This window comes from Colwellia sp. SU-HH00943 (genome assembly GCF_057546125.1).
The window spans coordinates 22,822-47,460 of sequence record NZ_BAAJLW010000002.1 but is presented as its reverse complement, the minus strand read 5'-3'; the positions used below and the strand labels follow the sequence as shown (position 1 = coordinate 47,460).

Here is a 24,639-nt window from a genome sequence, read left to right as displayed (position 1 = left end):
CTTAAAATTAAATACAGTCAAAATTCAAATCCCCACCAATAATAACTCCAAGTTTTTAAATAAAAATTGATTAGCATTAACACTTTATTAACTATTGAGCATATAATCGCCTATGAGAGCAGTTTAATTGGAATACCAAAGATGATAGAGCTAAATGAAGAAAAAATGGAAAGCATCGTTGCTAGCTTCCAAGTACCTGTAAAACCAAAAGTTTTAACAGACATGCAATTATTAATGGATGAGAGTGAACCTGATATTGATCAAATTGCTGAATTAATTAGCAATGATGTTGGTTTATCCGCAAGTATATTAAAAATCATCAACTCACCTGTTTACGGCATGAATCGTCGAATATCAGAAATTAAACAAGCGGTAATGATGTTAGGACTAAAAACAATTAACGCTCTAGTTACTGCTGTACTTTTAAAGCAATCCTTTCAAGGGGATGCCTCTATTTCACTAGAGCGTTTTTGGGATGATGCTCTTGATGTCGCTAACGCAATGACATTTTTGGGTAGTAAAATTAAAAGTAAAATACCTGTAGAGATGCTTTATACCATTGGTCTATTTCATGACTGCGGCATCCCATTATTGGCGCTCAAACATAAGAATTATAAAGATATTTTAATTGAAGCTAATAGTTTAGGCATTGATTCTACTAGTTTAGAGGAAAAGCACTATCAAACTAATCATGCTGTCTTAGGCTATTACATTGCCTCGTCATGGAATTTACCCAAAGAAATCTGCATGCTTATATTACAACACCATGAAGTAAATTATTTAAAGAATATCTCAGGCAACCAAGAGCAGTTAGCCTTCGCAGCATTAAAAGCTTCTGAAAACATAGTAGAAAAAGCCAAGCGTTTTAAATTAACACCTGGCTGGGAAAAGCTGCAAGACGATGTACTCAATGTACTAGGTATAACAATAGATGATTACACAGACATAGAGGAAGATTTTAACAATACTTTTTAGTATTTATTCCCCTTGACTTCACTGTTTTATCATTCAACGAGAACAAAAAAAGAGGCACAAATATGTGCCTCTTTTTTATGAGATTTTTCTAACAAACGTTAAGGTTTTATAAGTGATTTATCTCAACAACAGGGCTAACATCAGCGTCGTAGTCAACACCATCAACACCAAAGCCAAAGAGTTTTAAGAATTCATTATGATAGCCAACGTAATCTGTTAACTCATCAATTGTATCCGTTTCAACCGTATTCCAAATATCTGTCACACGCTGTTGAACACTATCTTCTAGCTCTTTATAGTTTTGGCGGAAACGCCCTTCTTCATCAAGACGCGGACTATCACTATAGATATTTTCTTTAAATAAATTAGCAATTTGCTCAATACAACCTTCATAAGTGCCATCAGCTTTCATCACTTTAAACATAGCTGAAATATACAAAGGCATAATAGGAATAGCTGAACTCGCTTGCGTTACAACAGCATTCAATGAAGTAACACGCGCTTGACCATTAATACTAGAGGTAGCATCATTAATCGCTGTCGCCGCTCTATCTAAATCTTCTTTTGCTTTACCTATGGTAGCTTTTCCATAAATAGGCCATGTAAGTTCTTTACCAATATAAGTATACGCAACCGTTTTTACACCTTCAGCCAATACATCAGCTTCTTTTAAGGCATTCAACCATAATTCCCAGTCAGCACCGCCCATTACATCAATAGTACCTTGAATTTCAGCTTCGCTGGCGGCCTCAACAGAAACAGAGTCAATAATTCGTTTCGATGTATTTAAGTTTTTAGTCGTTACACTTTCACCTATAGGTTTAAGTGTTGAAGAGTATACTTCACCTGTATCAGGATCAGTTCTACGTGGTGACGCCAAAGAATAGATAACTAAATCAATTTTCCCCATATCAGCTTTGATAGTTTCAATTGCTTGAGCTTTCACTTCATGAGAAAAAGCATCACCATTGATGTTTTTTGAATAAACACCTGCTTCATCAGCGGCTTTTTGAAAGGCAGCTGTATTATACCAACCTGCTGAAGCTGTTTTCTTTTCTGTAGGCGGTTTTTCAAAGAAAACCCCTAAAGTACTAGCATTGTGACCAAACGCGGCGGTAATACGTGAAGCTAAACCATAGCCAGTAGAAGCACCAATAACTAATACATTTTTAGGACCACTCTCACTTACAGACTGGCTTTTGACATAAGCAATTTGCTCGTTAACGTGCGCTTCACACCCCGTAGGGTGAGCATTAGTACAAATAAAACCACGAATTTTTGGTTTGATTACCATAAGAAAACCTTTTAAATGACTTTTTAAAGAATAAACGTATATAGAAATGTGCCGCTATTGTACCTTGCTAATAAATTAAAGAGGTACGAGCAGTTATTAAGGATAACTAGGAGTGTATTTAAAAAAAGCGTTACTCGCAAGAGTAACGCTTTCACTAGCGTTAGAAACTATGTAGAAAAGTTATTTACCACCACCTAAACAGTTAGGTGAAAGCGGCGTATTCTCAGCATAATAATCATTCCACTCTTTTTCAGTGTAGGTATGCAACGCCAAGGCATGGATTTTTTCAGCAAGCTCTTCAGATAATACTGAATTAACGGCGCGGTGACGTTTAATTAAGCGTTCATCTTCAAAGTTTTTAGACACTATGGTTACTTTAAAGTGGGATTCACTACCTGGAGGGACATTATGATTATTGCTTTCATTAATAACATCTAAATGAATTGGTGAAAAAGCAGACAGTAGTTTCTCTTCTATAGCAGCGGCAATAGTCATTGTTATTCTCAATCAGTGGGGGATACTCATAAGTCTAGCTAATCTAATTCTATATGCCATATATAAAATGTAAAAAGAAAGCGGTTATGAGTTAACTCAATGGCATTACTAAAATTTTATTTTAATAAATTTTGTCGCTATCAATCAAGAAATATAAGCCTAGTTATGACACAATAGCCACTAAATTTAAAACCTTCTTGATTATCTATCGTTATGTTAAGCCCTTTTTCTATATCTGGTAAACCACTCACTCTCAACCGTTTCCCCCTTGCTCAGGTTAATCGTAGCCTACAAGCTTGGGATGCTGCAGATGAGTATATTATCAATTACCTCAATGAGCAGGATGTAATCAAAAATGACAGCAACATATTAATTTTTAATGATGCTTTCGGCGCCTTAACCACTCAATTTTGCTCTTTAGAAAATACTGAACGCCCTAATAACGTTAAGGTTCATTGCATTAATGACTCTTTTATTAGTCAACAAGGGATTAACCACAATATAAAACAAAACTCTCTTGATAAGAGTAATATAAATTTTCTCAATTGCTTAGACGAATTACCTCGCGATGTGGATGTTATTTTATTTAAAATTCCTAAAAGTAAATCATTATTAATCGAACAATTAATAAACATTAAAAACACAGTTGCTAAACACACAGTCTTTATTGCTGCAGACCGCGCCAAAGACATTCATAGTTCAACGCTAAAATTATTTGAAAAATATTTAGGGTCTACCAAAACATCACTTGCAGTAAAAAAAGCGCGCTTGGTTTTCTGTCAGCTGGATAATCCTGATGCCGTAAAAACCTCGCCTTTTCCTACCATCTGGACAATGCCCAATAAAGCTTTAGCATGTGACTTTACCATATCAAACCATGCAAACGTATACTCGAGAGAAAAGCTTGATATTGGTGGTCGGTACTTTATTGAAAACCTCCCTAAAATCAAACCAAATAGCCAAGTTATTGATTTAGGGTGTGGCAATGGTGTTATTGGTTTAAGCGTATTAGCTAGTGAGCCAAGTGCTCAAGTACAGTTTTTCGATGAATCGCATATGGCTATTACATCAGCCAAAGAAAATATCCAACAAAACCTGCCTAAGCTCGTTAGTCAATGCCAATTTCAAATCAATGATTGCTTAAACAATGTGAACAGTAACAGTGCTGATTTGATTTTGTGTAATCCACCTTTTCATCAACAAAATGCCACAACCGACCATATTGCTTGGCAAATGTTTAAAGATAGTCATCGGGTATTGAAAAAAGGTGGTGAATTGCGCATTATTGGCAATCGCCAATTGGCTTACCATATTAAACTTAAGCGGATTTTTGGTAATGAAACCCTCATCGCTAGTAATGACAAGTTTGTCACTCAATCAGCGATAAAACGTTAATAACTCAGTAAAGAAAGTGAACTGCCCCCAATGAAAATTAAATTGTTAACCACATTATTATTAGCCACTTTACTTAGTGCCTGTAGTAACACACCAAGTCACCTTATTATTGCGCCAGAGATCCTCGCAAAGTCCAATTTACATTATGATAATATACACGCAAAACTTGACGTTGTTGATATGCGAATTGCTAATCATATCGTACAAATATTACAAGAAGATGAGCCAGCAACCTTGATTTCAGCGCAAACGCGTATAGAAGATACTATTAAGCAGACGTTAACAAAGCATTGGAAAAAGCAAGGCTTGGAAATTTCACCATTAGCAACCAATAGCATCAATATTACCGTTGAAAAAGCGGTAATAAGTGTCAACCAGCTATCAATGAACTATCAGTCACAAACAGAGATCATTTTAAAAGTCTCAGTCAATAACGGCTCTCAAACATTAACTAGTACCTTTAAAAATCGCGGTAATTCAAAGGGACCATTAACAGCTGACATAGCCGTGCTTGAACGTAACTTTAATCAAAGATTATCTAACTTAATCAATCAAATTTTAGCGAATGAAAAAATACATGCTTTTATGAAGTAACCTGCTATTAAGAGAATAAACTCATGACTTGTGTAACTAAATTTTTTAAATATGTAGCCATACTGTGCTCGATGTTAGTAGTGCAACAGAGCTTGGCGAAAAACGTCGCTATAGATCCAACAAATATATTTCCAAAAGTAAAACTAGAAACTTCAATGGGTATAATTATTGTTGAGCTTGATAGGGTTAAAGCACCTCTGACAGTAGATAACTTTTTAATGTATGTTGTGACAGGAGAATACGACAATACTATTTTCCACCGCATTGTCACCGACTTCATTGTGCAAGGCGGAGGTTACGATGCAGACTTTACTCCCAAAAAAGTAAATGAAGATATTTTTAATGAATCTGGTAATGGCTTAAAAAATGAAATTGGTACCATTGCTATGGCAAAAGAAAGTCGTCCACACACGGCCAATAGACAATTCTTTTTTAACATCAATGACAACACAAACTTAGATCCGGGTCGTCGCTGGGGCTATGCAGTGTTTGGCGCTATTGTCGAAGGAGAAGAAGTGCTCGAAGCAATAGCACAAGTGAAAACTGACTATAATGAATCGCTAGGGTGGGAAAACGTTCCTTTAGAACCAGTCATGTTAATTAAAGCAACATTATTACCTGAAGAATAGATAACAAGCTTTCACCCACAAAGCGTGAGATAAAAAATAACGCTAGCTAACCTTTACAATATCCATACAAAAAATACGTGATTTTTTTTGACAAAAAGCGGTTTATCAACAATAACTATAGATGTACGTTAATCGTTGTAGCACGTAGTTCTTTCTTAGTTTTGATTTTGTACAAATTCTTGTTCTAAGCAATAAGCATAAAAGTTCACCAAGCTAATCGGTTTATTTCACTTAAAATTTTAAGGGCACTGATACCTACAAATAAGGTTCATCATGATAATTGAGCAGTTTATCAATGACAAAATAGTACAGATGACCGCCTATATTAGCGCTGTTATCAATGAGTCTATACATTACACAGAATTAGATAAGTTTATTCTTGATACGATGGAAGAATGGGCTAGTTTACAGGTAGTTGATGAAACACCCAGTAACGCTCAAGAGCGGGTTTTTTGGCATTTAATGCATGAAGTGAGTTTACATGGTGCCCAAGCTTTACATACTAACCTCTTTTTCAAAAGTGAAATGAATACCTGTTTAGACTTTTTTAAGGGTATTGGCAGCTACCCAATTGATTGCATTGGTTGGCGACCCATGGCATAACTTCTCAAACAACTGACACTAATTAGTTGGGTTTAGCCATCAGCTTTGATAACCTAACACTTCCTTCTTAGCAATAACCATTTATTAATGTCGTCCTCTACCTTTAAACAAGCCATTTTAAATAAGCGAATGCTCATTTGCATTTTCACTGGCTTTAGCTCCGGTATGCCTTTGTTTGTCCTTTACCAATTAGTTCCCGGTTGGCTTAGAGACCAAGGTGTGAGTTTAGCTGAAATTGGCTTATTTTCATTAATAGGTATTCCCTACGTATGGAAATTTCTTTGGTCTCCACTAATGGACAGGTATTCATTGGGTGGCTTAGGCCGAAGACGCAGTTGGATGCTAGCAACACAATTACTTTTACTTTTTTCAATCGCGGCTTTTGGTTGGGTTAACCCTGTCGATAATATTTGGTCAGTTGCCTATTTAGCTGCAGCTGTTGCCTTATTTAGTGCCAGCCAAGATATTGTACTGGATGCGTATAGACGTGAACTATTGCCAGATAACGAATTAGGGCTGGGTAACTCTATCCATGTTCAAGCTTATCGTTTATCAGGCTTGGTACCTGGCTCATTAGCGTTTATTTTAGCCGATCATATTAGTTGGCAATCTGTGTTTATGGTGGTAGCAGCTTTCATGATCATTGGTGTGTTATTGACATTGTTTATTAAAGAGTTAGACACTGAACACGATGCTCCAAAGTCACTAAAAGAAGCAGTTATCCTTCCTTTTAAAGATTTCATTCAAAGCAACGGTCTCAAGTCAGCTTGTTATACGTTAGCTTTTTTAGTGTTGTATAAGCTGGGCGATAACATGGCTACCGCCTTACAAACCCCATTCTTTATCGATATGGGTTTTAGTAAAACTGAGATAGGCGTCATTGCTAAAACGGCTTCTTTAGTTGCCATGACGGTCGGTATCATTGTAGGCGGCCTTGTCATGATAAAGCTTAGTATAAACCGTGCATTATGGTTGTTTGGCTTTGTGCAAATAGCCAGTATTCTTGGTTTTGCTGCTCTTGCTGAAATAGGACATAATAACTATGCTTTAGCCATAGCAATGGGCTTTGAATATTTAGGTGTAGGCTTAGGTACGGCTGCTTTTACAGCGTTTATTGCACGCACAACAAACCCAGCGTTTGCAGCAACTCAAATTGCGTTATTTACCGCGTTAGCAGTACTACCAAGAACGTTTGCCAATGCTACGACCGGCTTCATTGTAGAGCAAATAGGTTGGACTCAGTTTTACTTTTTATGTACCGTATTAGCAGTGCCAGGCATGTTAATGCTCTTTAAAGTTGCTCCATGGAATGAGCCAATAAATAACGCAACAATAGAACAAAAAAGTTAATTAAAAAAAGAAATAGGAAGTTTATATGATCAAATTGTTCTTTTTATTACCAATTCTTATGTGTGCTATTTGGTGGTGGTACCTTAATAATCACGGCTATACCCTAAAAGAAGGGCTAAAAGGCTTTATTTATATTTTGTCTTTTAATGCTGTCATTGTACTTTTTTTCGTCACTATGCTTTATGTCACTCACAGTTAACTTATTCGCTTAACAAATGCGTTAGCAAATCGCATAGCTGCTTTATCGTCCATATTAAAATATAAAGATGGCTCTATTAATTCAGCTTCCATTAATGCAAATTCAACTCCCTGCTCAGCAACACGAACAAAATCAAGACGAGCGTATAACGGCATTTCACCCACTTGCTGGGTTATAGCAAGCAATGCTGCTTGTCCTTGTGTCAATAATGACTCTTCAGGAGTAATAGATTGTAGTCGCCCGCCATGTTCTTCTTGTACTCTAAAATCATCCTTTTTCGGCGTTTTTAAAATAGCGTGGCTATATTGACCATTGAAATAAAATAATGAAAACTCACCTTCATCGATAACACTAGCAATAAAGGGTTGAACCATAAAACTACTCGTTGAAAATACAGTTTCTAGCTCTGCAATAACTTTTTTGCTAATTGATTTTTGCAGCCAAAAAGTATTATCCGCATTAGCACTAATTCTTGGCTTAATGACCAATTGCTGACAAGTAAAATGCTCGAAAAAATCTGCTAAATCTTGTTCTGCGAAGTTTGACTGCCATAAGGTAGGGACAATATGAACATTTTGTTCAGCTAACGATTTTAAGTAGATTTTATCAATATTCCAACGAGTTGTAGCTAGCGAATTAAGTAATGGTGTTTGTGATTGTTCTATTTGCGCTAATACGGCTAAAAAAGCCGTTGCATCATCTTGGTAATCCCAAGGGCTACGTATGATAACCGCATCAAAAGCCTGCCATTGGACATTATTTTCTCGCCATGATACTAACTGAGTTTGCCATCCCAGTTCAGCAAGCGGTTTATCCAATAAACTATCATAACATTCAAAATCAGACAGGTTATCCATAGTCAAAATTGCGCAACGCTTCATTAAACCTCTCCCCAAAAAACTGGTAAATCTGAAAAATAATAACAAATAATCAAGCTGTTATTAAGCAATATCCACTAAGGTGTATTATTATTTAACTACTCAATGATTAAAGTTTTCTAGATAAAAACAATTAGGATTGCCATGATAATTATTGATCAAAATGTGTTAGACGATATCTCTCGTGGTTTTTCAGTGCCCGCCCAACCCAAACTACTTCTTAATTTATTGAAGCTGATGGCTGAAACAGAGCCTGACATCAATGCTATTTCTGAATGTATCAGTAAAGATATAGCTGTGAGTGCCGCTGTTTTAAAAGCAGTAAATTCTCCTTTATATGGATTAAGCAGAACAGTTACCGACATAAAAATGTCAGTTAATTACATAGGCATTTATGGCATCGTTATGTTGGTCACAGGGAGTTTATTGAAAAAAAGCTTCGATCCAAAAAGCTGTAGTATTGATCTCGAAGATTTTTGGGCTGCCGTTACCGATACCTCTAATGCCACAATGACTATTGGCAAACTATTTAAAAAAAATATACCTATAGACAAGTTATCTAGCTTAGGTTTATTTCATGCCTGTGGCATTCCTGTTATGGCGATGAAATATCCAAATTATCAAGATATTATCGATCAAGCCTTAGTCACTTCTGAACTTTCACTCATTGAATTAGAAGAAAAACATTACCATGCTAATCACGCTACCATTGGCTATTACGTTGCGAGTTCATGGCGTTTACCCAAAGATGTCTGCCAAATAATTCTCCAACACCATGAACGAGATTATCTAGATAAGCTAGATGGCTCCGTTGAACAAGATTTATTCGCCATTTTAAAACTTGCCGAGCATGTTATTTCATTAAAATATTTAGATTGCTCATCGCCTGACTGGCCATATTTAGAAGAAGCGGTACTGAAAGTACTGGCAATAAAAGTAGAAGAGCTGCCTGATATTTTGCAGCAAATAACAAGCGCTTTATAAGACACTAGGAAGGTAGGCTATTAGTGAACTTAGCCCATGACAACAACATGGTTCGAAAATCAACCAAACCACAATCAGCGCTTTCATTTTGATCAATATGAATATGCTCTGAGGTTAGCATATCAGATAAAGGCTCTGCGCCATTTAAGCTGACATTAGTTTGAATGGCAACATCATGTTGATTTATTGCCACGGAATATTCGTGACCAGGGATAACAACTTCACTTTTCAAGCCTTTTTCTACTTGATCTATCGCCGTTAAAAGCTGTGTTAATTTATGGCTATCATTCCCTAATTCAACCTCAATCCATGGACCAACTATTTCGTGTTCTAGTGAAAAGCGTGCTTTTGCTTCACCGGTTATTGCATCATGTATAAATTCATATTCCATAAGCGTTCACTTTCTTTTGACATTAGCTACTCTCACTCTTAATTGTAGCAAAAATTAACCTTTGCAATGCTTAATTACCGCTAAAAAACTGCAAGCTATTCATTAACCGATGAATTAATTTTCTTTAAGGTTAGGTAATACAAAGTCATTGCTTTATACATCAGTATCAATAAGTAACTAAATTCAAGAAAAAGCAAACCTGCCAATAACCAAAATAGGTTTGGTGCTATAACCGTAGTAAACAATATGAACCCTGTTACAAGGTGTAAATTAAACAGCCATTGGCCATGTGATTTAGGCATAAATTCATGCATATGTGGAATATATTGCATTGCTGAAAAATCAGTTAAACACAACTGTTGTAAGTGGGTATAACTCAAAAAGGGTATTATCTTTAGCAACATCCCTTGAATAACAGACACTAAATAGAAAAAAATAAAGATAACTGTCATCAATAGCGTTTTATTTTCAATAAATATAAGGCTTAAATATTGGTTAGGGATGAAATAAAAAACATTCAATACAAGCAAACTAATGGCTGATAATTGCCAAAAATAAATACTGGTATCGGCTACTTTGCGTTTTCGGTTACTCGTTATCAAAAGTACACTAATTGCATAAATGCTGTGTAATAAGAACATCACAGTCAGTGACATTGTTGGCAGAAAGATATAGCAAAATAGTAAAACCAATAGAGTAACAGGTAAAAATCTACTAATAACTTTTGGAAAACTGGGAGCCACATGAAACATAGGAATAACCTGAAAGCTAACCGAGATAATCAACATACTTCCCCAACCAACTAGCCCCCATAAGGCATGCATATTCGTTAACTGTTTTGAAATGAGTGTTATCTTTAAATATTCAGGCAAAGGAATTTCAGCAATATTTATTTGCGTACGTATCAGCAAAAATAGTCCTATCACTAACAACAAAAAAAGCGCAAATATCGCAAAACGTACACCTAAAATAGTGTCACCTTGACTAAGTTTTTTCATCAAAACCCAAAGCAAGGCAATAATATAAAGACTTACACCGATTCCTAGCAACAGAATACTTGTGTGTAATATCCAAGTAGCAGGTATCATAAAGTAAGCCATTAAGCACAGTGTGCCAACAGTCAGCAATGCATGACTAGTCATAGCAGTAAAACGAGGGTTTGGCACGCCGATACCGCCAACCACGGGTAGTATTTGTAATAGCGCGCCCATCATTACCATAGTAATAAATCCAAGAACAAAACCATGAGTGACTGCTAATGTGCTAGGGTGCCAACGACTTAGCCACATTGCTTGTTCTGAAAAAAGCATGATTCCCGCACAAATAACGACAAATAACGGGGCCGTTGCAAAAAAACGAAAAGGTAAATCGATGGGAGGAAGCGCATTAAAAGATAAGCCAGATATTTTCATTGACCATCGCCTTGGTTGATTTCCCAATAATGCTCAAAAATTGCTTGAGCTTCAGCAAAGAAAATATATAAGGTAACATCATCTTGGCCATGCACTTCACAATGATATGAAAAGCCAGCCAAAGTCAGTTTTTCATAAAGAGGGAAAGGTTGTCGCCTGTGTTTCACAAGCAAGCATTCATGCTCTGATAACTGGGCTAAATGCGATAATATTACCGTCATGGGCTCTGGTGGTGCTAATTCGCTCACATCAACCGAGATAAACGTTAAGTTATCCGTCATAACAATTTACCAGATGTTGGTTTTCTCTTATTAACACAAGCATATTGTTACCTGTATTCAGGTACCTCTTTATGTTAACTATAATAAACTCAACTTAAGCAGCGCTAAATTGCGCGACCAAATCCTGAGCATCAGTAAGGTGTTGTGACATCATAGGATAAAGCATCATTTCCTCTTTCATATTATGTTGCTGCATCATCACCATTAAAGTTTCTGACAATCCTAAATATTCATCTTTCTCTTTTGCAGCAAGGGCATTATCTAACTCTTGCACTAAGTTTCTCATTTGCTGGTGCTCCATACGCATAACTTGAGTTGGCCCTGCTGTCATACCCGTAGCTTGTTCAAACTTTGGAAATAAAACATCTTCTTCCTGCTCAAAGTGTTGAATTAGCTCTTGTGCAAAACTTTGCCACTTTTCAAGCGCTAACGGCCAATTTTCTTGTGAAACATAGGTTTCAGCTTCAGAAAAAATATCATCACATTCTCGATGTTTTGTTGTCATATAGTCAGTAATAGAAGTCATAATGGCTCTGTCTTATATATAAAAAGTTAAACGCAAAACCATTTTGCTATAGTCAATCAAGTGCAACCTTGACCTGCAATAAGAAAATTCAAATTGATTGTAGAAATCATTCCTTTAAACAATTTTTTCAACATTGTGATTAGCCAATCATTAAACTGAAAAAACTAACATATCTAACTTAAGTAACATAAGTAAAGGCGATGTATCATGTGAATATTGATGCTATAGTAATGACGGAAAAAAGATATAAGTTGCAAAAACAAACACTTTATCGGCAGCACAGATTAGTTACCACTTACAACACTATGAAATAACGCAAGGAATTAACGATGAAAAAAATACTTTTACTTATAGCCATTATCTTATTCACTCAACCTGTTTTAGCCGATGATAACGCTAAAACAACAATTGCTAACTTCAAAAAATCTGGCCAACTAGATAACTTTTTCAAGAAAGCATATGGTTATGCTGTTTTTCCTTCTATCGGTAAAGGTGGCTTTGGTATAGGCGGCGCCTATGGTAATGGTGTTGTGTACAAGCAGGGGAAAAAATCTGGCACCGCATCAATGACCCAAGTAACAATTGGCTTCCAAGTGGGTGGCCAAGCATTTAGTGAAATAATATTCTTTCAAGATAAAAGAGCATACGACAAATTCACAAGTGGTAATTTTGAGTTTAGTGCCCAAGCTTCTGCAGTGGCAATAAATGCAGGTGCTAGCGCTCAAACGAGTACGACAGGAACTTCCGCTGGTGCAGGAACAAAGCAAGAAAACAGTAAACAAAAAGGTACTTATCAAAATGGTATGGCTATCTTTACTTACATAAAGGGTGGCTTAATGTATGAAGCTGCACTAGGCGGTCAAAAGTTCAGTTTCGAAAAGCTTGATAAATAACTTCAAAATTTTTTGATAAGTCAGAACCTAAGCAAAAAAACAAAAAAGGAGTAACTGATAAGTTACTCCTTTTTTTATGAACTTTGATTATATCTATTGAATAATTGATCATTCAGCTAGAACAAGTGAAATACTTATTTCAATAGCTATTATTCTCGAAAGTTTTTCTTTGCGGTCATTTTCCTAAATGTATTTGGAAACAGGCGCGCAATGGTAGGCGCCCAATAACTAATACCTTTACCAATAACAACCTCATCTTTATCCTGCTCAATAGCCTTCACCATTTGCATCGCACAATCTTCAACGGGGATACCATGTTTGATTGAACCCGCAACTCTACCAAATTGACTACCGTCAGCAACCATTGCATTGACTGAAATTTGAGTTTGTACAAACCCTGGGCAAATAGTTAGCACTTGCAAGCCATTAACACTTTCTTCAGCACGCAAACAATCCATATAGCCTACAACAGCATGTTTAGAAGCACTATAACCTGACATACTTTTACCACCCACTTTACCTGCCACAGAGGAAACCGTGACTATCATCCCCTGTTCGCCTTTTTCTATGGCATTAAGCATACTTGGCAATACGGCTTGCGTCATAGCGACAGTACCAAAGTAATTCACTTCCATTACTTGTCTTTGCACGGCAAGCTTGGTTTCTCTTGCGGTGCCACGCTGGGCAATACCGCCATTATTCACAAGAATATCTACAGGGCCATTTTCACTAATAAACTGTTGAACTCGTTCTGTAACTTGCTCTGCATCCGCTAAATCGATAGCAACCACTTGATGGCGATCACTATTCACTAAACGCGCTTTTAATTCATTCAGTTTATCTGTATTACGAGCAGACAAAACTAGAGAAGCGCCTTTGTTCGCACAAGCTATCGCTAACGCTTCACCGATTCCTGAAGATGCGCCAGTGATCCATATTTTTTTATTATTTATATTCATGAATGCTACCCACCTACAGGTTATTAACTGCTTTTAACACCTAATAATTCACGTATAGATAGCGTTATTTCTTCAATTTTACTGGCATCGGCAGGAGCAATAAAAATAGTATCATCGCCAGCTAAGGTGCCAAAAAGGCCCGCTGATTCTCCCATACTATCCAGCATTCTTGAGATAAGTGATGCACCACCAATACCCGTTTTCACAACGATCAGCATGCCGTTATGCTTTACACTCAACACTACTGATTCAATAGCGTGTTTAGATTTAGGCACAGCTAATTCATCAGGTAAAATATAAATCATCTTATTATTAACATTACGCGTTTTAACAGCACCTAGTTTTGACAACAAACGTGAAATTTTAGCTTGTGACATATTTTCAAAACCTTGTTTAGACAAAGCTTCAGCTAATTGCCCTTGTGAGCCATAACATTGCTCTTTTAATAAACGTTTAAAGGCTTGTACAAGCTTTGATTCATTTTGCTTTCTAAGTGTGGTCATTGATATGACATCTCGCAGTAATTGTTCGTTAAATAAGAAGTATAATAGCTGGTCTATTCTACATCAGTAAATTGTCATTCTACACGAAAAAAACCTTTAGACACAACTCGCTTTAGCAGGAGTAATAAAGATCTTTTCTAGTAATCGACAAACAAAAAGGTCGCCATGATAGGCGACCTTTAATAAGATTAATAAAGCATTATACCTAAGCGAAAATGCCTTTCATCATCCAGAAGAAAATAATCGACAAACCAGCACCTACCGGTAAGGTAATTACCCAAGAAACCACAATATTACGTACTACTGACAAGTTAATTGCTGCAATACCACGTGCCATACCTACACCTAATACAGCACCAACAAGTGTTTGTGTTGTAGAGATAGGTAAACCAGCACCTGATGCTATAACCACGGTACAAGCCGCTGCTAACTCAGCCGCAAAACCACGACTAGGAGTTAAGTGCGTTATGCCTTTACCAATAGTCGCAATAACTTTATGTCCAAAAATAGCAAGACCGGCAACAATACCAAAACCACCTAGTGGTAAAATCCACCAAGCAAGTGTTGATTTAGCTGCAATTTGTCCACCATTATCAACAATACTAACTACTGCTGCTAGTGGCCCAATCGCATTTGCTACATCATTAGAGCCGTGAGCGAATGCCATACAACATGCAGTGACAATCATGAGTATCGCAAAAACTTTCTCAACATTAGCATAATGAGTTTTAACCGCGGCTGACTCATCGAAATTAATACGACTAATAAAGACTTTACCTATAAGCGCTACAATAAAGGCGGTAATAATCGCGTAGATATAACCTTCTGTTGAATCAATATGTAAATTTAGGTGTTTTAAACCTTTTTTGATGGTTACTAGCGCAAGTACAAAGCCTGCTAAAAACATATAAAGCGGTACCCAGCGTTTAGCTTGCTGTAGTGGCTTGTCTGTATCAAAAATAAGTTTCTGCGCACTGTTAAATATGAAGAAGGCAATCACACCAGATATTAACGGCGTTATAATCCAGCTACCTACGATGCCACCTACTTTAGACCAAGTAACTGCATCAACACTGACACCCATAGCAGCAAAACCTACAATAGCACCAACAATTGAGTGAGTAGTCGATACTGGCCAACCTAAAGCTGAAGCAATAAGTAGCCAAGTTGCAGCGGCAAAAAGTGCTGAAATCATACCGAAAACAAGTAATTCTGGGGTATCAACAAAGAAACTGGCATCAATGATGCCTTTACGAATAGTTGAGGTAACTTCACCACCAGCTAAATATGCGCCAGCAAATTCAAATACCATAGCGATAAGAATAGCTTGCTTAATAGTTAATGCTTTCGAGCCAACTGATGTACCCATTGCATTTGCAACATCGTTAGCACCAATACCCCACGCCATAAATAAGCCAACTAGCGCGGCAATAATAACCAAGGTTGAACCTGAGTTAAGTAAAATTTCCATCAGTTAAACCCTATTTTCTAGCTAAAAGAATTTCTAAACGTGCACCAACACGCTCAGCAAGATCGGCTAAATCACCAACCCAATCAATAATTTGATATAAGAACATGACATCGACTGGATTTAAATCGCTTTCCAGAGCTAATAACTCTTTACGTAAAGCTATTTGCATAGAATCAGTGTCATTCTCAATATCATCCAATTGGTTGATCATTTTTTCAACAAGCTCTACTTCACGACCTCGAAAACCTGTTTCTAACAAGTCATCTAACTCATTAATCGCTTCTGCAGCTTTTTCTGTTGCCGCAATACACTGAGCTAAATAAAGGTTAAATTGCTCTTGTAAACTTAATGGTATTTCTAATTTTCTTCCTAAAATACGACCTGCAATATCCTTTGCTTTATTTGCTATTTTGTCTTGCTGAGTAAGTAGCTCTAACAAGTCAGCTCGCTCAACTGGCATAAATAAGCCACTAGGTAACTCTAAACGTAACTGACGTTTTAATGCATCAGCATCTTGTTCAAGCTTAGAGATTTTACGACGAACTTTGGCGGCTTCACTCCAATTTTTATCGCTACAAGCGGCAAAAAAAGGAATAAGTTGATTGCTACACTTAACAACCAATTGGATATGTTTTTCTAACGGTTTAATGGGCGACTTTGCAAAAACACCCAATATTGAATTTCTGGCCATAATATGTTTCCAGTTTTTGTTGCAGATGATTCGCGGCGGATCATAACGCATTTATTTTGCAATTACTAAACGCAAGCAAATCTATTTTCACTATACTCGTTCCGGCAAATTATATGACAGAAATATGACAGAAATATGACAGAAATAAAACTGTTATATTTCAATTAAATACAATAATTTCATTTCAGATGAACAACCATTACAGCGATTAAAGCCCAGAATTATTTCAAGAAAAACTTATAAATTAATTTGTGAATTAATTTTCCATAAGGAGGCAATGCCAGAGAGGTTGAGTTAATTTTTCCTTTTTGAAAAACTGACTTTGCTTTTGAGAAAGTCAAGAAGCCTTCATGACCATGGTATTGCCCCATACCTGAAGGCCCTATACCACCAAAAGGTATATCCTCTTGAGCAACATGCATAGCTGCATCATTTATACAAACACCACCGGCATGCGTTTGCGATAATACTAACTGTTGTGTGTCGCTGTCATGAGAGCATAAATACAATGCTAATGGCCTTGGCCTAGCGTTAATATAGTCAATAGCTTCAGTTATATGCTCATAACTAACTATGGGTAATAACGGGCCAAAAATTTCATCCTGCATCAACAACATTTCATCATTAACATTATTGATTAACGTTAAGGGGATTTTACCAACCGTAATGCAGTCCTGTTCACTATCATTACTAAGCTTTGTAATCACAGCGCCTTTAGATTCTGCGTCACTCAATAATTCGGTTAATCGCTGCAATTGTGCTTCATTAATAATACTGCTGTAATCTTTATTATCAGCAACACTTGGATACATTTTGCTAAACTGCTTACTTAATGTCTGTTTCAGTTCATCAATACGTGTAGTAGGACAAAGAATATAGTCTGGCGCGACACAAGTTTGTCCCGCATTTAAAGTTTTTCCCAGAATAAACCGTGACACGGCATCTTTGATATCAATACTATCATCAATAATAGTTGGCGATTTTCCACCTAATTCCAATGTGACAGGCGTTAGATTTTTAGCAGCTGCCGCCATGACTATTTTTCCAACCCGGGTAGAGCCTGTAAAAAGTAAATGATCAAAAGCTTGCGAGGAAAAATGTGCCGCCACATCAGATCCCCCATGAATCACAGCGACTTTACTACGAGGAAAAGCACTCTCTATAAGCTTTTTAACAACTTCATTGGTCTCAGGGGTAAATTCAGACATTTTAATCATAGCCCTATTACCAGCAGCAAGTGCCGTTGTTAGTGGGCCAAGAGACAAAAATAATGGATAATTCCACGGGGTAATAATACCTACTACTCCCAGAGGCTGATACATAACAAACGCTTTAGCAGGTTGAAATAATAAACCGACATGGCGTTTAGACGGCTTCATCCACTTCTTAATATGCTTTATCGCATAATTAATCCCCATAATAGTCGGCATTAAATCACCCATTTTACTGTCATCAATACTGCGACAACCAAAATCTTTTGACAGGGCATCAAGTAAAGCATCTTGATGTTCAAGAATGGCAGACTTTAAGCGTAATAAATCATCGATACGCGTCTCCAATGATGGATATGGTTGTTTTGCAAAAGCTTGTTTTTGCTCAACTAACGCTTTATCAAGTATTGAAATTTCTTGTTGATCATCTTCTGAACTATATAAATTATTAGCCATAATCAGCTGCCTTAAATTTGCGCTTGTCATCAAAGACTTTGTGCAGTTACTATATCAATTACCTATAGATAGTTAGTATACCTAACTGCTCCGATGAGCCATATAAGCATAATATTTGGCTATTGGCGACAGTTTTCTCAACATGATAAAAATAGAATAAATGTATGAAAATTGAAAATATAATGAGTAAAGATTTAATTACCCTTTCAATGGATACTCCTTTAAGCAAAGCAAAGGAAGTATTTGAAAATAATAATATTCATCATTTACTGATAACAGACGACGATGAATCATTAGCTGGGGTGATTAATGACAGAGATCTATATAAACATTTAAGTCCTACGGTTGGAACAAGTCAAGAAACTCACAGAGACACGGCATTATTACAAAAAAAATTACACCAAATAATGAGCAGAAGCCCAGTTACAGCAAGGCATACAATTCCTGTAACAAGCGCGGTACTTTTGTTTGATGAAAAGCATATATCTTGCCTGCCCATTGTTGATAAAGACAATAAACCCATAGGCATTATCACCTGGCGAGATATTCTAAAAGTATTAGCTTTACGCTATAAAAAAAAGCTAACCGCGAAACAATAACGCACTGTTAGCTTTTCGAAAAAGTTGCGTATTAGGTTGAACTAAAATAACTTAAATCCAACCTAATACTCATTAATCTTCAGTGGGCTCTAGCCCATCAATTGTAACCCCAGCTAAGCCACCAGCACCGCCTTGCTCATTACTGCGAAGTTTAATCATCAAGCGTAAATCGTTAGGTGAATCAGCATGATGTAAAGCATCAGCATAAGTTATTAACCCTTGCTGATATAAAGTAAATAGCGCCTGATCAAAGGTTTGCATACCTTGTTCATTAGACTTCTCCATTACCTCTTTAATGCTGCCTACTTCGCCTTTTTTAATCAGTTCACCGATATAAGGGGAATTCAATAAAATTTCAATGGCGGCAACGCGGCTATTACCATCTCTGGTTGGTACTAATTGCTGAGCAATAATACCGCGTAAATTTAGTGCTAAATCGAACAATAATTTGCCATGCTGCTCAGCTGGTACTAAGTGCATAATACGGTCAATTGCTTGGTTGGCATTATTAGCATGTAACGTGGCAATACATAAATGGCCTGTTTCAGCAAAACTTAACGCATGTTCCATAATTTCCTGACTACGAATCTCACCAATTAAGATAACATCAGGGGCTTGACGTAATGAGCTTTTTAGCGCGGCATCAAAAGACTCAGTATCTAAGCCGACTTCACGCTGGGTGATCATACTTTTACCGTGTTCATGTACAAATTCTACCGGGTCTTCAATAGTTAAAATATGGCCTCGAGAATTACGGTTACGATAACCAATCAAAGATGCCATAGAGGTTGATTTACCTGTACCTGTACCACCGACAAACAGTACTAAACCACGTTTAGACATCACAACATCTTTAAGTACCGACGGTAATCCAAGCTCATCAACATCAGGAATTTCAGTAACAATGCGACGAATAACCATACCCGCCATATCACGTTGCCAAAAAGCTGAAATACGAAAACGCCCTATGCCGTCAATTGAAATAGCAAAGTTACACTCTTTTTCTTGATCGAATTGGTTCTTTTGCTTTTCATTCATCGCATCATGCACCAGACCAAGTGACTCATCTGGCGTTAAAATATGATCAGATATAGGCTGTAGCTCACCATTAATTTTTGCACTTACGGGTAATTTGGCGGTAACAAACATATCAGAAGCGTCTTCTGAAACCATTTTTTCTAATAACTGATGAAAACTCATATAATGTCCTATTTATGCTAGTAAACTAGTAACTGCTAAATTGATTTTTATCTACTGCTTTTTCCATCGCTGCGCCTTTAGAAATCATGCCGCGATTAACTAAGTTTTGTAAACATTGATCCATAGTCTGCATACCATTAGACATACCTGTTTGAATAGCACTATACATTTGCGCAATTTTATCTTCACGGATCAGGTTACGAATAGCAGGAGTACCTATCATAATTTCATGCGCAGCCACTCGACCACCACCAGTTTTCTTAATTAAGGTTTGTGAAATAACCGCACGTAAGGATTCTGACAACATAGAACGAACCATAGATTTTTCTTCGCCTGGGAAAACATCAATAATACGGTCAATGGTTTTAGGTGCAGAAGTCGTATGTAAGGTACCAAATACCAAGTGACCCGTTTCTGCAGCGGTCATGGCTAGGCGGATAGTTTCTAAATCACGCATCTCACCAACAAGGATAACATCGGGATCTTCACGTAACGCTGAGCGTAACGCCGCTTCAAAGCTCAAAGTATCACGGTGTACTTCCCTTTGGTTAATCAAACACAATTTATTTTCATGCACAAATTCAATAGGATCTTCAATGGTCAAAATATGATCATGTTTTGCATTATTTATATAATCCACCATCGCAGCTAAAGTTGTAGATTTACCAGAGCCCGTTGGCCCAGTCACTAACACCAAGCCACGTGGAGTATCGGCAATGTCTCTAAAAATATCAGGGCAACCTAAGTCATCAAGCGATAATATTTTACTTGGAATGGTACGAAACACCGCTGCTGGACCACGATTTTGATTAAAAGCATTTACCCTAAAGCGCGCTAAGTTAGGTACTTCAAAAGAGAAATCCACTTCTAAATTTTCTTCGTATTCTTTACGCTGCCTATCATTCATTATGTCATACACTAAAGCATTCACATCTTTAGCATCGAAGGCTGGAATGTTAAGTTTTCGCACATCACCATCAACACGAATAGAAGGCGGAGTGCCTGTTGATAAATGTAAATCTGATGCATCATGCTGCACACTAAATGCTAGTAGTTCGGTGATATCCATAAAAAACCTCGGTGGTGTTATCTGTTAAAGTATCAAGTGTTAAAGTATTATCTATAAAAAATATGTTTGTCAAAGCCTTAAAATCAGCAGCTTTCGCTTAAAACCATGAATAATATTAAAGAAAACATTACTAAAATAAACGCACAAATTCAGCAAACTTGCCTCAATAATAATAGGCAAAATTCTGTCACTTTGCTCGCCGTTAGCAAAACCAAACCTATCTCTGCTGTAGAGCAAGCTTATCTTGCTGGACAACGAGACTTTGGCGAAAACTATCTGCAAGAAGCGATAGAAAAAATCACCAGCTTGTCAAACTTAACGGATATTTGCTGGCACTTTATAGGTCCTATCCAATCTAATAAAACTAAGCAAATAGCACAACATTTTCACTGGGTTCACACCGTAGACAGAGCTAAGATTGCACAGCGACTTGACGCCCATTTAAGTGAACAAAGCCAGCAAAATAATTGCCAAGATACTCCGCTAAACATTTGTTTACAAGTGAATATTAGTGAAGAGCCATCAAAATCTGGCATTATGGCTAATGAGATGTTGTCACTCGCCAAAGTGGTTGATAATTGTGATAATCTTACCTTACGAGGTTTAATGGCGATTCCGGCTAAAAATGCAGCAGATGATAGTTATCAAAAAATGCAACACTTGTTTAAACAGTTACAAGCCCAATATCCAACAGTAGATACCCTTTCTATGGGCATGTCGAGTGACTTAGATATTGCTATAGAGCATGGCTCTACCATAGTAAGAGTGGGCACCGCTATTTTTGGTCAAAGAGAGAAAAAAGCAACATAATTGAATTGATATAAAGAATCGATTCATATTTTAAAAAGGTGAGCGAAAGTTTTCGCTATGAGAAGATAATGAAAAAAATAGCATTTATTGGCGCTGGAAATATGGCACGTGCCATCATCATAGGCTTAGTAAATTCAGGTGTTGACGCTAACGACATCATTGTTGCTAACCCTTCTGCTGAAAAAAGATTACAACTCGCCAAGGAATTTGGCGTTCATCAAACCGACGATAATATTGAAGCTGGTGAGTTTGCTGACATTATCGTGTTAAGTGTTAAACCACATTTTATTTGTGATGTGTGCCAACAATTAACCAATGCGATTGATATTAGCAACAAGCTTTTCGTCTCTGTTGCTGCAGGTACAACCGTTGCACAAATCCAACAAGCACTTAACTCAAAATCTCCAGTAGTAAGGGTGATGCCCAATACTCCATCTCAACTAGGTTTAGGCATGAGTGGGCTATTTGCTTCTGCAGAAGTTAATGATGAACATAAAGCTGCCAGTAATAAATTAATGTCAGCCGTGGGTAAAGTGATTTGGCTGGCCACTGAAGATAAAATTAATGATATCATTGCTGTTGCTGGCTCTGCGCCAGCTTATTTTTTCTTGTTTATGGAAGCAATGGAAAAACAAGCCCAGACACTTGGCTTTACTGTTGAAGAAAGTCGAATGCTTGTACAACAAACCGCATTAGGTGCCGCCCAAATGGTTGAGCATAATAATGTCCCAATCAGTACCTTAAGAGAAAATGTAACTTCCAAGGGAGGCACAACATTTGCTGCTCTTGAGCAATTTAGAAAAGATGGTATTGAAGAAATGGTAAGCAATGCAATGAATGCAGCAATTGCTCGCGCTGAAGAAATGGCTAAAGAAGGTTAACATAATGGAAGCTATAATATATTTACTAAGATTCGCCTTTGACGCACTACTCATGATTTTAATCATGCGCGTATGGCTACAATGGGTGAAAGCAGATTTTTATAACCCATTAAGCCAGTTCATTGTAAAAGTATCAAACCCATTAGTGATACCGCTTAGACGGATTATACCTGGTTTAGGTGGCATTGACTTAGCTACTATAGTTGTTGCTTATATTGTTGCCACATTAAAGTTTGTGACCTTAGCCGCATTAGCTGGTGAAAGTCTAGGAACACTCGCTTTTTACATTGGTTTATTAGTATTGATTAAGCAAGCTGGCTTTATGCTATTTGTCATCATGATCATCATGGCAATCATGAGTTGGGTAGTACAAGGTTACAATCCAACACTCATGATTTTCCATCAACTAACTGAGCCCTTCTTAAACCCAATTAGACGTATTATTCCTAACATGGGTGGATTAGATTTATCCATGATAGTGGCATTTTTAATCATGAATGTGATTAATATATTGTTATCAGGCTCACTACCTTACTGGGGTGCTTTGTAGCACTTACTCTTAGGTATAAAGCAGGATTTATAGCTTTTAAAATCACCTCTGACAAAATGAGCTTAAAAATAAGGCAAATAAGATGAAAACACTAAGTAAAATAGTCATAGTGCTTGGTTTAACTATCGCTTTTATCACTGGCGCTAATGCCGAAAATATGAAAAAGCTTGGCTCAATGAATGTGCATTACATGGCCATTGGCTCAACCTTTTTCACACCTGAAATTGCCAGAGCATACGGTATAACGCGAAGCCGATATAATGGGCTAGTGAATATTTCTGTGCTTGATAATACCAAGCCCAATACCCCAGCTAAAAAGGTCAGTATTACTGGGCAAGTTAAAAATAATTTAGGGCAGTTTAAATCGCTCGAATTTAGTGAAGTAAAAGAAGGCAGTGCCATTTATTATTTAGCACAAGTGAGTTTCAATCACGAAGATACCTTGCACTTTGACTTACTTATCAATGATGGCAAAGAGCAACAAACGTTGAAGTTTTCACAAAAATTTTATATCGACTAACACTCGCATAACAGCCATTGCGTAAAGTCACTCTAACTATACTCATTGGCTGACATTCATTCTCCTCCCTTACGACAAGTGAATCCTTATCAGTGAATCCTAGAACCTAAGCTGCTTTTACCGTATCATTAGCAGCCATTATTTCTTGTTAAAGTTGAACCCTTCAATGTCCAAAATAGTTTTAGCCACAGGTAACCAAGGCAAAGTTAAAGAGTTAGCGAGTTTACTGGCCGAACATAATATTAGCATTGTCCCTCAAAGTGATTTTAATGTACCGGAAGTAGCTGAAACAGGTACTACTTTTGTAGAAAATGCCATCATAAAAGCGCGTCATGCTGCTAAAGTTACCGGCCTTCCTGCTATTGCTGATGATTCAGGGCTAGAGGTTGACGCTTTACAAGGAGCACCTGGCGTATATTCTGCCCGCTATGCCGGTGACATGCTTGAAAACCCTACCGATAATGACAATACTAATAAATTACTGATTGCCTTAGAAAGTGTACCGGATGAAATGCGCACTGCACGTTTTCACTGTGTTTTGGTATATATGAAGCATGAACATGATCCCACACCTATTATTTGTCACGGAGTATGGAATGGCAGTATCAGCCGAGAAAAATTTGGTGATCAGGGGTTTGGTTATGATCCTGTTTTTTGGCAAGAAGATCTACAGCTTACATCAGCCCAATTACCTCGCGACGTAAAAAATAAATTAAGTCATCGTGGTCAAGCGTTAGCGCAACTAGTAAAACAGTTAATTCAATCTTCTTGACTATAATTCAAGCTTCATCACCAACAGAAACTTTCTTATCGACAGGAA

General features: G+C 37.1%; 29 protein-coding genes. 15 read left to right on the top strand and 14 right to left on the bottom strand.

The window, feature by feature from the left end; all coding sequences use genetic code 11:
- Positions 1–141: 141 nt before the first annotated feature.
- The gene (locus tag AC27GZ_RS05395; protein ID WP_487093886.1) at positions 142–975 is read left to right on the top strand and encodes an HDOD domain-containing protein; all 834 of its coding nucleotides are present in this window, start codon (positions 142–144) and stop codon (positions 973–975) included.
- Between the two features lie 106 nt (positions 976–1,081).
- On the opposite strand, the gene fabV is transcribed toward AC27GZ_RS05395, so the two are convergent.
- Both fabV and bolA read right to left on the bottom strand, forming a co-directional pair.
- Positions 1,082–2,269: an enoyl-ACP reductase FabV gene (gene fabV, locus AC27GZ_RS05390; RefSeq protein ID WP_487093885.1), complete on the bottom strand. Its 1,188-nt coding sequence runs from the start codon at positions 2,267–2,269 to the stop codon at positions 1,082–1,084.
- A gap of 180 nt (positions 2,270–2,449) precedes the next feature.
- Complete coding sequence (bolA, locus tag AC27GZ_RS05385) at positions 2,450–2,764, bottom strand: transcriptional regulator BolA (protein WP_487093884.1); 315 nt, start codon at positions 2,762–2,764, stop codon at positions 2,450–2,452.
- Between the two features lie 213 nt (positions 2,765–2,977).
- On the opposite strand from bolA, the gene AC27GZ_RS05380 reads away from it, so the two are divergent.
- From AC27GZ_RS05380 to AC27GZ_RS05355, 6 genes are all read left to right on the top strand, one after another.
- A complete protein-coding gene (locus AC27GZ_RS05380) occupies positions 2,978–4,159 on the top strand; it encodes a methyltransferase (RefSeq protein WP_487093883.1) in 1,182 nt (393 codons plus the stop codon).
- Between the two features lie 30 nt (positions 4,160–4,189).
- Positions 4,190–4,753: a YajG family lipoprotein gene (locus AC27GZ_RS05375; RefSeq protein ID WP_487093882.1), complete on the top strand. Its 564-nt coding sequence runs from the start codon at positions 4,190–4,192 to the stop codon at positions 4,751–4,753.
- Positions 4,754–4,776: 23 nt separating this feature from the next.
- Positions 4,777–5,382, top strand: a complete 606-nt coding sequence (locus tag AC27GZ_RS05370) for a peptidylprolyl isomerase (protein WP_487093881.1) — start codon at positions 4,777–4,779, stop codon at positions 5,380–5,382.
- A 273-nt stretch (positions 5,383–5,655) separates the two neighbouring features.
- Positions 5,656–5,985 (top strand): hypothetical protein, encoded by a 330-nt coding sequence (locus tag AC27GZ_RS05365; RefSeq protein WP_487093880.1) that lies wholly within the window; start codon positions 5,656–5,658, stop codon positions 5,983–5,985.
- An 87-nt stretch (positions 5,986–6,072) separates the two neighbouring features.
- Positions 6,073–7,335: an AmpG family muropeptide MFS transporter gene (locus tag AC27GZ_RS05360; protein WP_487093879.1), complete on the top strand. Its 1,263-nt coding sequence runs from the start codon at positions 6,073–6,075 to the stop codon at positions 7,333–7,335.
- Between the two features lie 25 nt (positions 7,336–7,360).
- Positions 7,361–7,534, top strand: coding sequence for a hypothetical protein (locus AC27GZ_RS05355; RefSeq protein WP_487093878.1), 174 nt, complete (start codon positions 7,361–7,363; stop codon positions 7,532–7,534).
- On the opposite strand, the gene AC27GZ_RS05350 is transcribed toward AC27GZ_RS05355, so the two are convergent.
- Complete coding sequence (locus AC27GZ_RS05350) at positions 7,531–8,415, bottom strand: ATP-grasp domain-containing protein (RefSeq protein ID WP_487093877.1); 885 nt, start codon at positions 8,413–8,415, stop codon at positions 7,531–7,533. The two genes, AC27GZ_RS05355 and AC27GZ_RS05350, sit on opposite strands and share 4 nt — an antisense overlap.
- 141 nt (positions 8,416–8,556) lie before the next feature.
- On the opposite strand from AC27GZ_RS05350, the gene AC27GZ_RS05345 reads away from it, so the two are divergent.
- On the top strand, positions 8,557–9,396 hold the full coding sequence (locus tag AC27GZ_RS05345; protein WP_487093876.1) for an HDOD domain-containing protein: 840 nt from the start codon (positions 8,557–8,559) through the stop codon (positions 9,394–9,396).
- A 4-nt stretch (positions 9,397–9,400) separates the two neighbouring features.
- Here AC27GZ_RS05345 and AC27GZ_RS05340 read toward each other — a convergent pair whose 3' ends face one another.
- The 4 genes from AC27GZ_RS05340 to AC27GZ_RS05325 form a co-directional block, all read right to left on the bottom strand.
- Complete coding sequence (locus AC27GZ_RS05340; RefSeq protein WP_487093875.1) at positions 9,401–9,787, bottom strand: YacL family protein; 387 nt, start codon at positions 9,785–9,787, stop codon at positions 9,401–9,403.
- Between the two features lie 95 nt (positions 9,788–9,882).
- Positions 9,883–11,199, bottom strand: a complete 1,317-nt coding sequence (locus AC27GZ_RS05335; protein WP_487093874.1) for a hypothetical protein — start codon at positions 11,197–11,199, stop codon at positions 9,883–9,885.
- Complete coding sequence (locus AC27GZ_RS05330) at positions 11,196–11,480, bottom strand: DUF2249 domain-containing protein (protein ID WP_487093873.1); 285 nt, start codon at positions 11,478–11,480, stop codon at positions 11,196–11,198. Before AC27GZ_RS05330 ends, AC27GZ_RS05335 begins: the two co-directional genes overlap by 4 nt.
- A gap of 94 nt (positions 11,481–11,574) precedes the next feature.
- Positions 11,575–12,006: a hemerythrin domain-containing protein gene (locus AC27GZ_RS05325; protein ID WP_487093872.1), complete on the bottom strand. Its 432-nt coding sequence runs from the start codon at positions 12,004–12,006 to the stop codon at positions 11,575–11,577.
- A gap of 329 nt (positions 12,007–12,335) precedes the next feature.
- Here AC27GZ_RS05325 and AC27GZ_RS05320 point away from each other — a divergent pair, with 329 nt between their 5' ends.
- Positions 12,336–12,899: a lipid-binding SYLF domain-containing protein gene (locus AC27GZ_RS05320; RefSeq protein ID WP_487093871.1), complete on the top strand. Its 564-nt coding sequence runs from the start codon at positions 12,336–12,338 to the stop codon at positions 12,897–12,899.
- A gap of 149 nt (positions 12,900–13,048) precedes the next feature.
- On the opposite strand, the gene AC27GZ_RS05315 is transcribed toward AC27GZ_RS05320, so the two are convergent.
- The 5 genes from AC27GZ_RS05315 to AC27GZ_RS05295 form a co-directional block, all read right to left on the bottom strand.
- Complete coding sequence (locus AC27GZ_RS05315; protein ID WP_487093870.1) at positions 13,049–13,858, bottom strand: SDR family oxidoreductase; 810 nt, start codon at positions 13,856–13,858, stop codon at positions 13,049–13,051.
- A 23-nt stretch (positions 13,859–13,881) separates the two neighbouring features.
- Positions 13,882–14,361, bottom strand: a complete 480-nt coding sequence (gene argR / locus AC27GZ_RS05310) for a transcriptional regulator ArgR (protein WP_487093869.1) — start codon at positions 14,359–14,361, stop codon at positions 13,882–13,884.
- 205 nt (positions 14,362–14,566) lie between these two features.
- On the bottom strand, positions 14,567–15,832 hold the full coding sequence (locus AC27GZ_RS05305; RefSeq protein ID WP_487093868.1) for an inorganic phosphate transporter: 1,266 nt from the start codon (positions 15,830–15,832) through the stop codon (positions 14,567–14,569).
- Between the two features lie 10 nt (positions 15,833–15,842).
- Complete coding sequence (locus AC27GZ_RS05300) at positions 15,843–16,523, bottom strand: TIGR00153 family protein (protein ID WP_487093867.1); 681 nt, start codon at positions 16,521–16,523, stop codon at positions 15,843–15,845.
- Between the two features lie 221 nt (positions 16,524–16,744).
- On the bottom strand, positions 16,745–18,190 hold the full coding sequence (locus AC27GZ_RS05295) for a coniferyl aldehyde dehydrogenase (protein WP_487093866.1): 1,446 nt from the start codon (positions 18,188–18,190) through the stop codon (positions 16,745–16,747).
- A 164-nt stretch (positions 18,191–18,354) separates the two neighbouring features.
- Here AC27GZ_RS05295 and AC27GZ_RS05290 point away from each other — a divergent pair, with 164 nt between their 5' ends.
- Positions 18,355–18,789, top strand: a complete 435-nt coding sequence (locus tag AC27GZ_RS05290) for a CBS domain-containing protein (RefSeq protein WP_487093865.1) — start codon at positions 18,355–18,357, stop codon at positions 18,787–18,789.
- Between the two features lie 72 nt (positions 18,790–18,861).
- Here AC27GZ_RS05290 and AC27GZ_RS05285 read toward each other — a convergent pair whose 3' ends face one another.
- Together AC27GZ_RS05285 and AC27GZ_RS05280 are read right to left on the bottom strand one after the other, a co-directional pair.
- Complete coding sequence (locus AC27GZ_RS05285; RefSeq protein ID WP_487093864.1) at positions 18,862–19,989, bottom strand: PilT/PilU family type 4a pilus ATPase; 1,128 nt, start codon at positions 19,987–19,989, stop codon at positions 18,862–18,864.
- A gap of 25 nt (positions 19,990–20,014) precedes the next feature.
- Entirely contained in the window at positions 20,015–21,058 is a 1,044-nt protein-coding gene (locus AC27GZ_RS05280; RefSeq protein WP_487093863.1) for a type IV pilus twitching motility protein PilT, read from the bottom strand.
- Between the two features lie 105 nt (positions 21,059–21,163).
- Here AC27GZ_RS05280 and AC27GZ_RS05275 point away from each other — a divergent pair, with 105 nt between their 5' ends.
- From AC27GZ_RS05275 to rdgB, 5 genes are all read left to right on the top strand, one after another.
- Positions 21,164–21,868: a YggS family pyridoxal phosphate-dependent enzyme gene (locus tag AC27GZ_RS05275; protein ID WP_487093862.1), complete on the top strand. Its 705-nt coding sequence runs from the start codon at positions 21,164–21,166 to the stop codon at positions 21,866–21,868.
- 68 nt (positions 21,869–21,936) lie between these two features.
- Positions 21,937–22,749 (top strand): pyrroline-5-carboxylate reductase, encoded by an 813-nt coding sequence (gene proC / locus AC27GZ_RS05270; RefSeq protein ID WP_487093861.1) that lies wholly within the window; start codon positions 21,937–21,939, stop codon positions 22,747–22,749.
- Positions 22,750–22,753: 4 nt separating this feature from the next.
- The gene (locus tag AC27GZ_RS05265) at positions 22,754–23,299 is read left to right on the top strand and encodes a YggT family protein (RefSeq protein WP_487093860.1); all 546 of its coding nucleotides are present in this window, start codon (positions 22,754–22,756) and stop codon (positions 23,297–23,299) included.
- Between the two features lie 82 nt (positions 23,300–23,381).
- Positions 23,382–23,819 (top strand): DUF4426 domain-containing protein, encoded by a 438-nt coding sequence (locus tag AC27GZ_RS05260; RefSeq protein WP_487093859.1) that lies wholly within the window; start codon positions 23,382–23,384, stop codon positions 23,817–23,819.
- A 166-nt stretch (positions 23,820–23,985) separates the two neighbouring features.
- A complete protein-coding gene (gene rdgB / locus AC27GZ_RS05255; protein ID WP_487093858.1) occupies positions 23,986–24,591 on the top strand; it encodes an RdgB/HAM1 family non-canonical purine NTP pyrophosphatase in 606 nt (201 codons plus the stop codon).
- Positions 24,592–24,639: the final 48 nt, after the last annotated feature.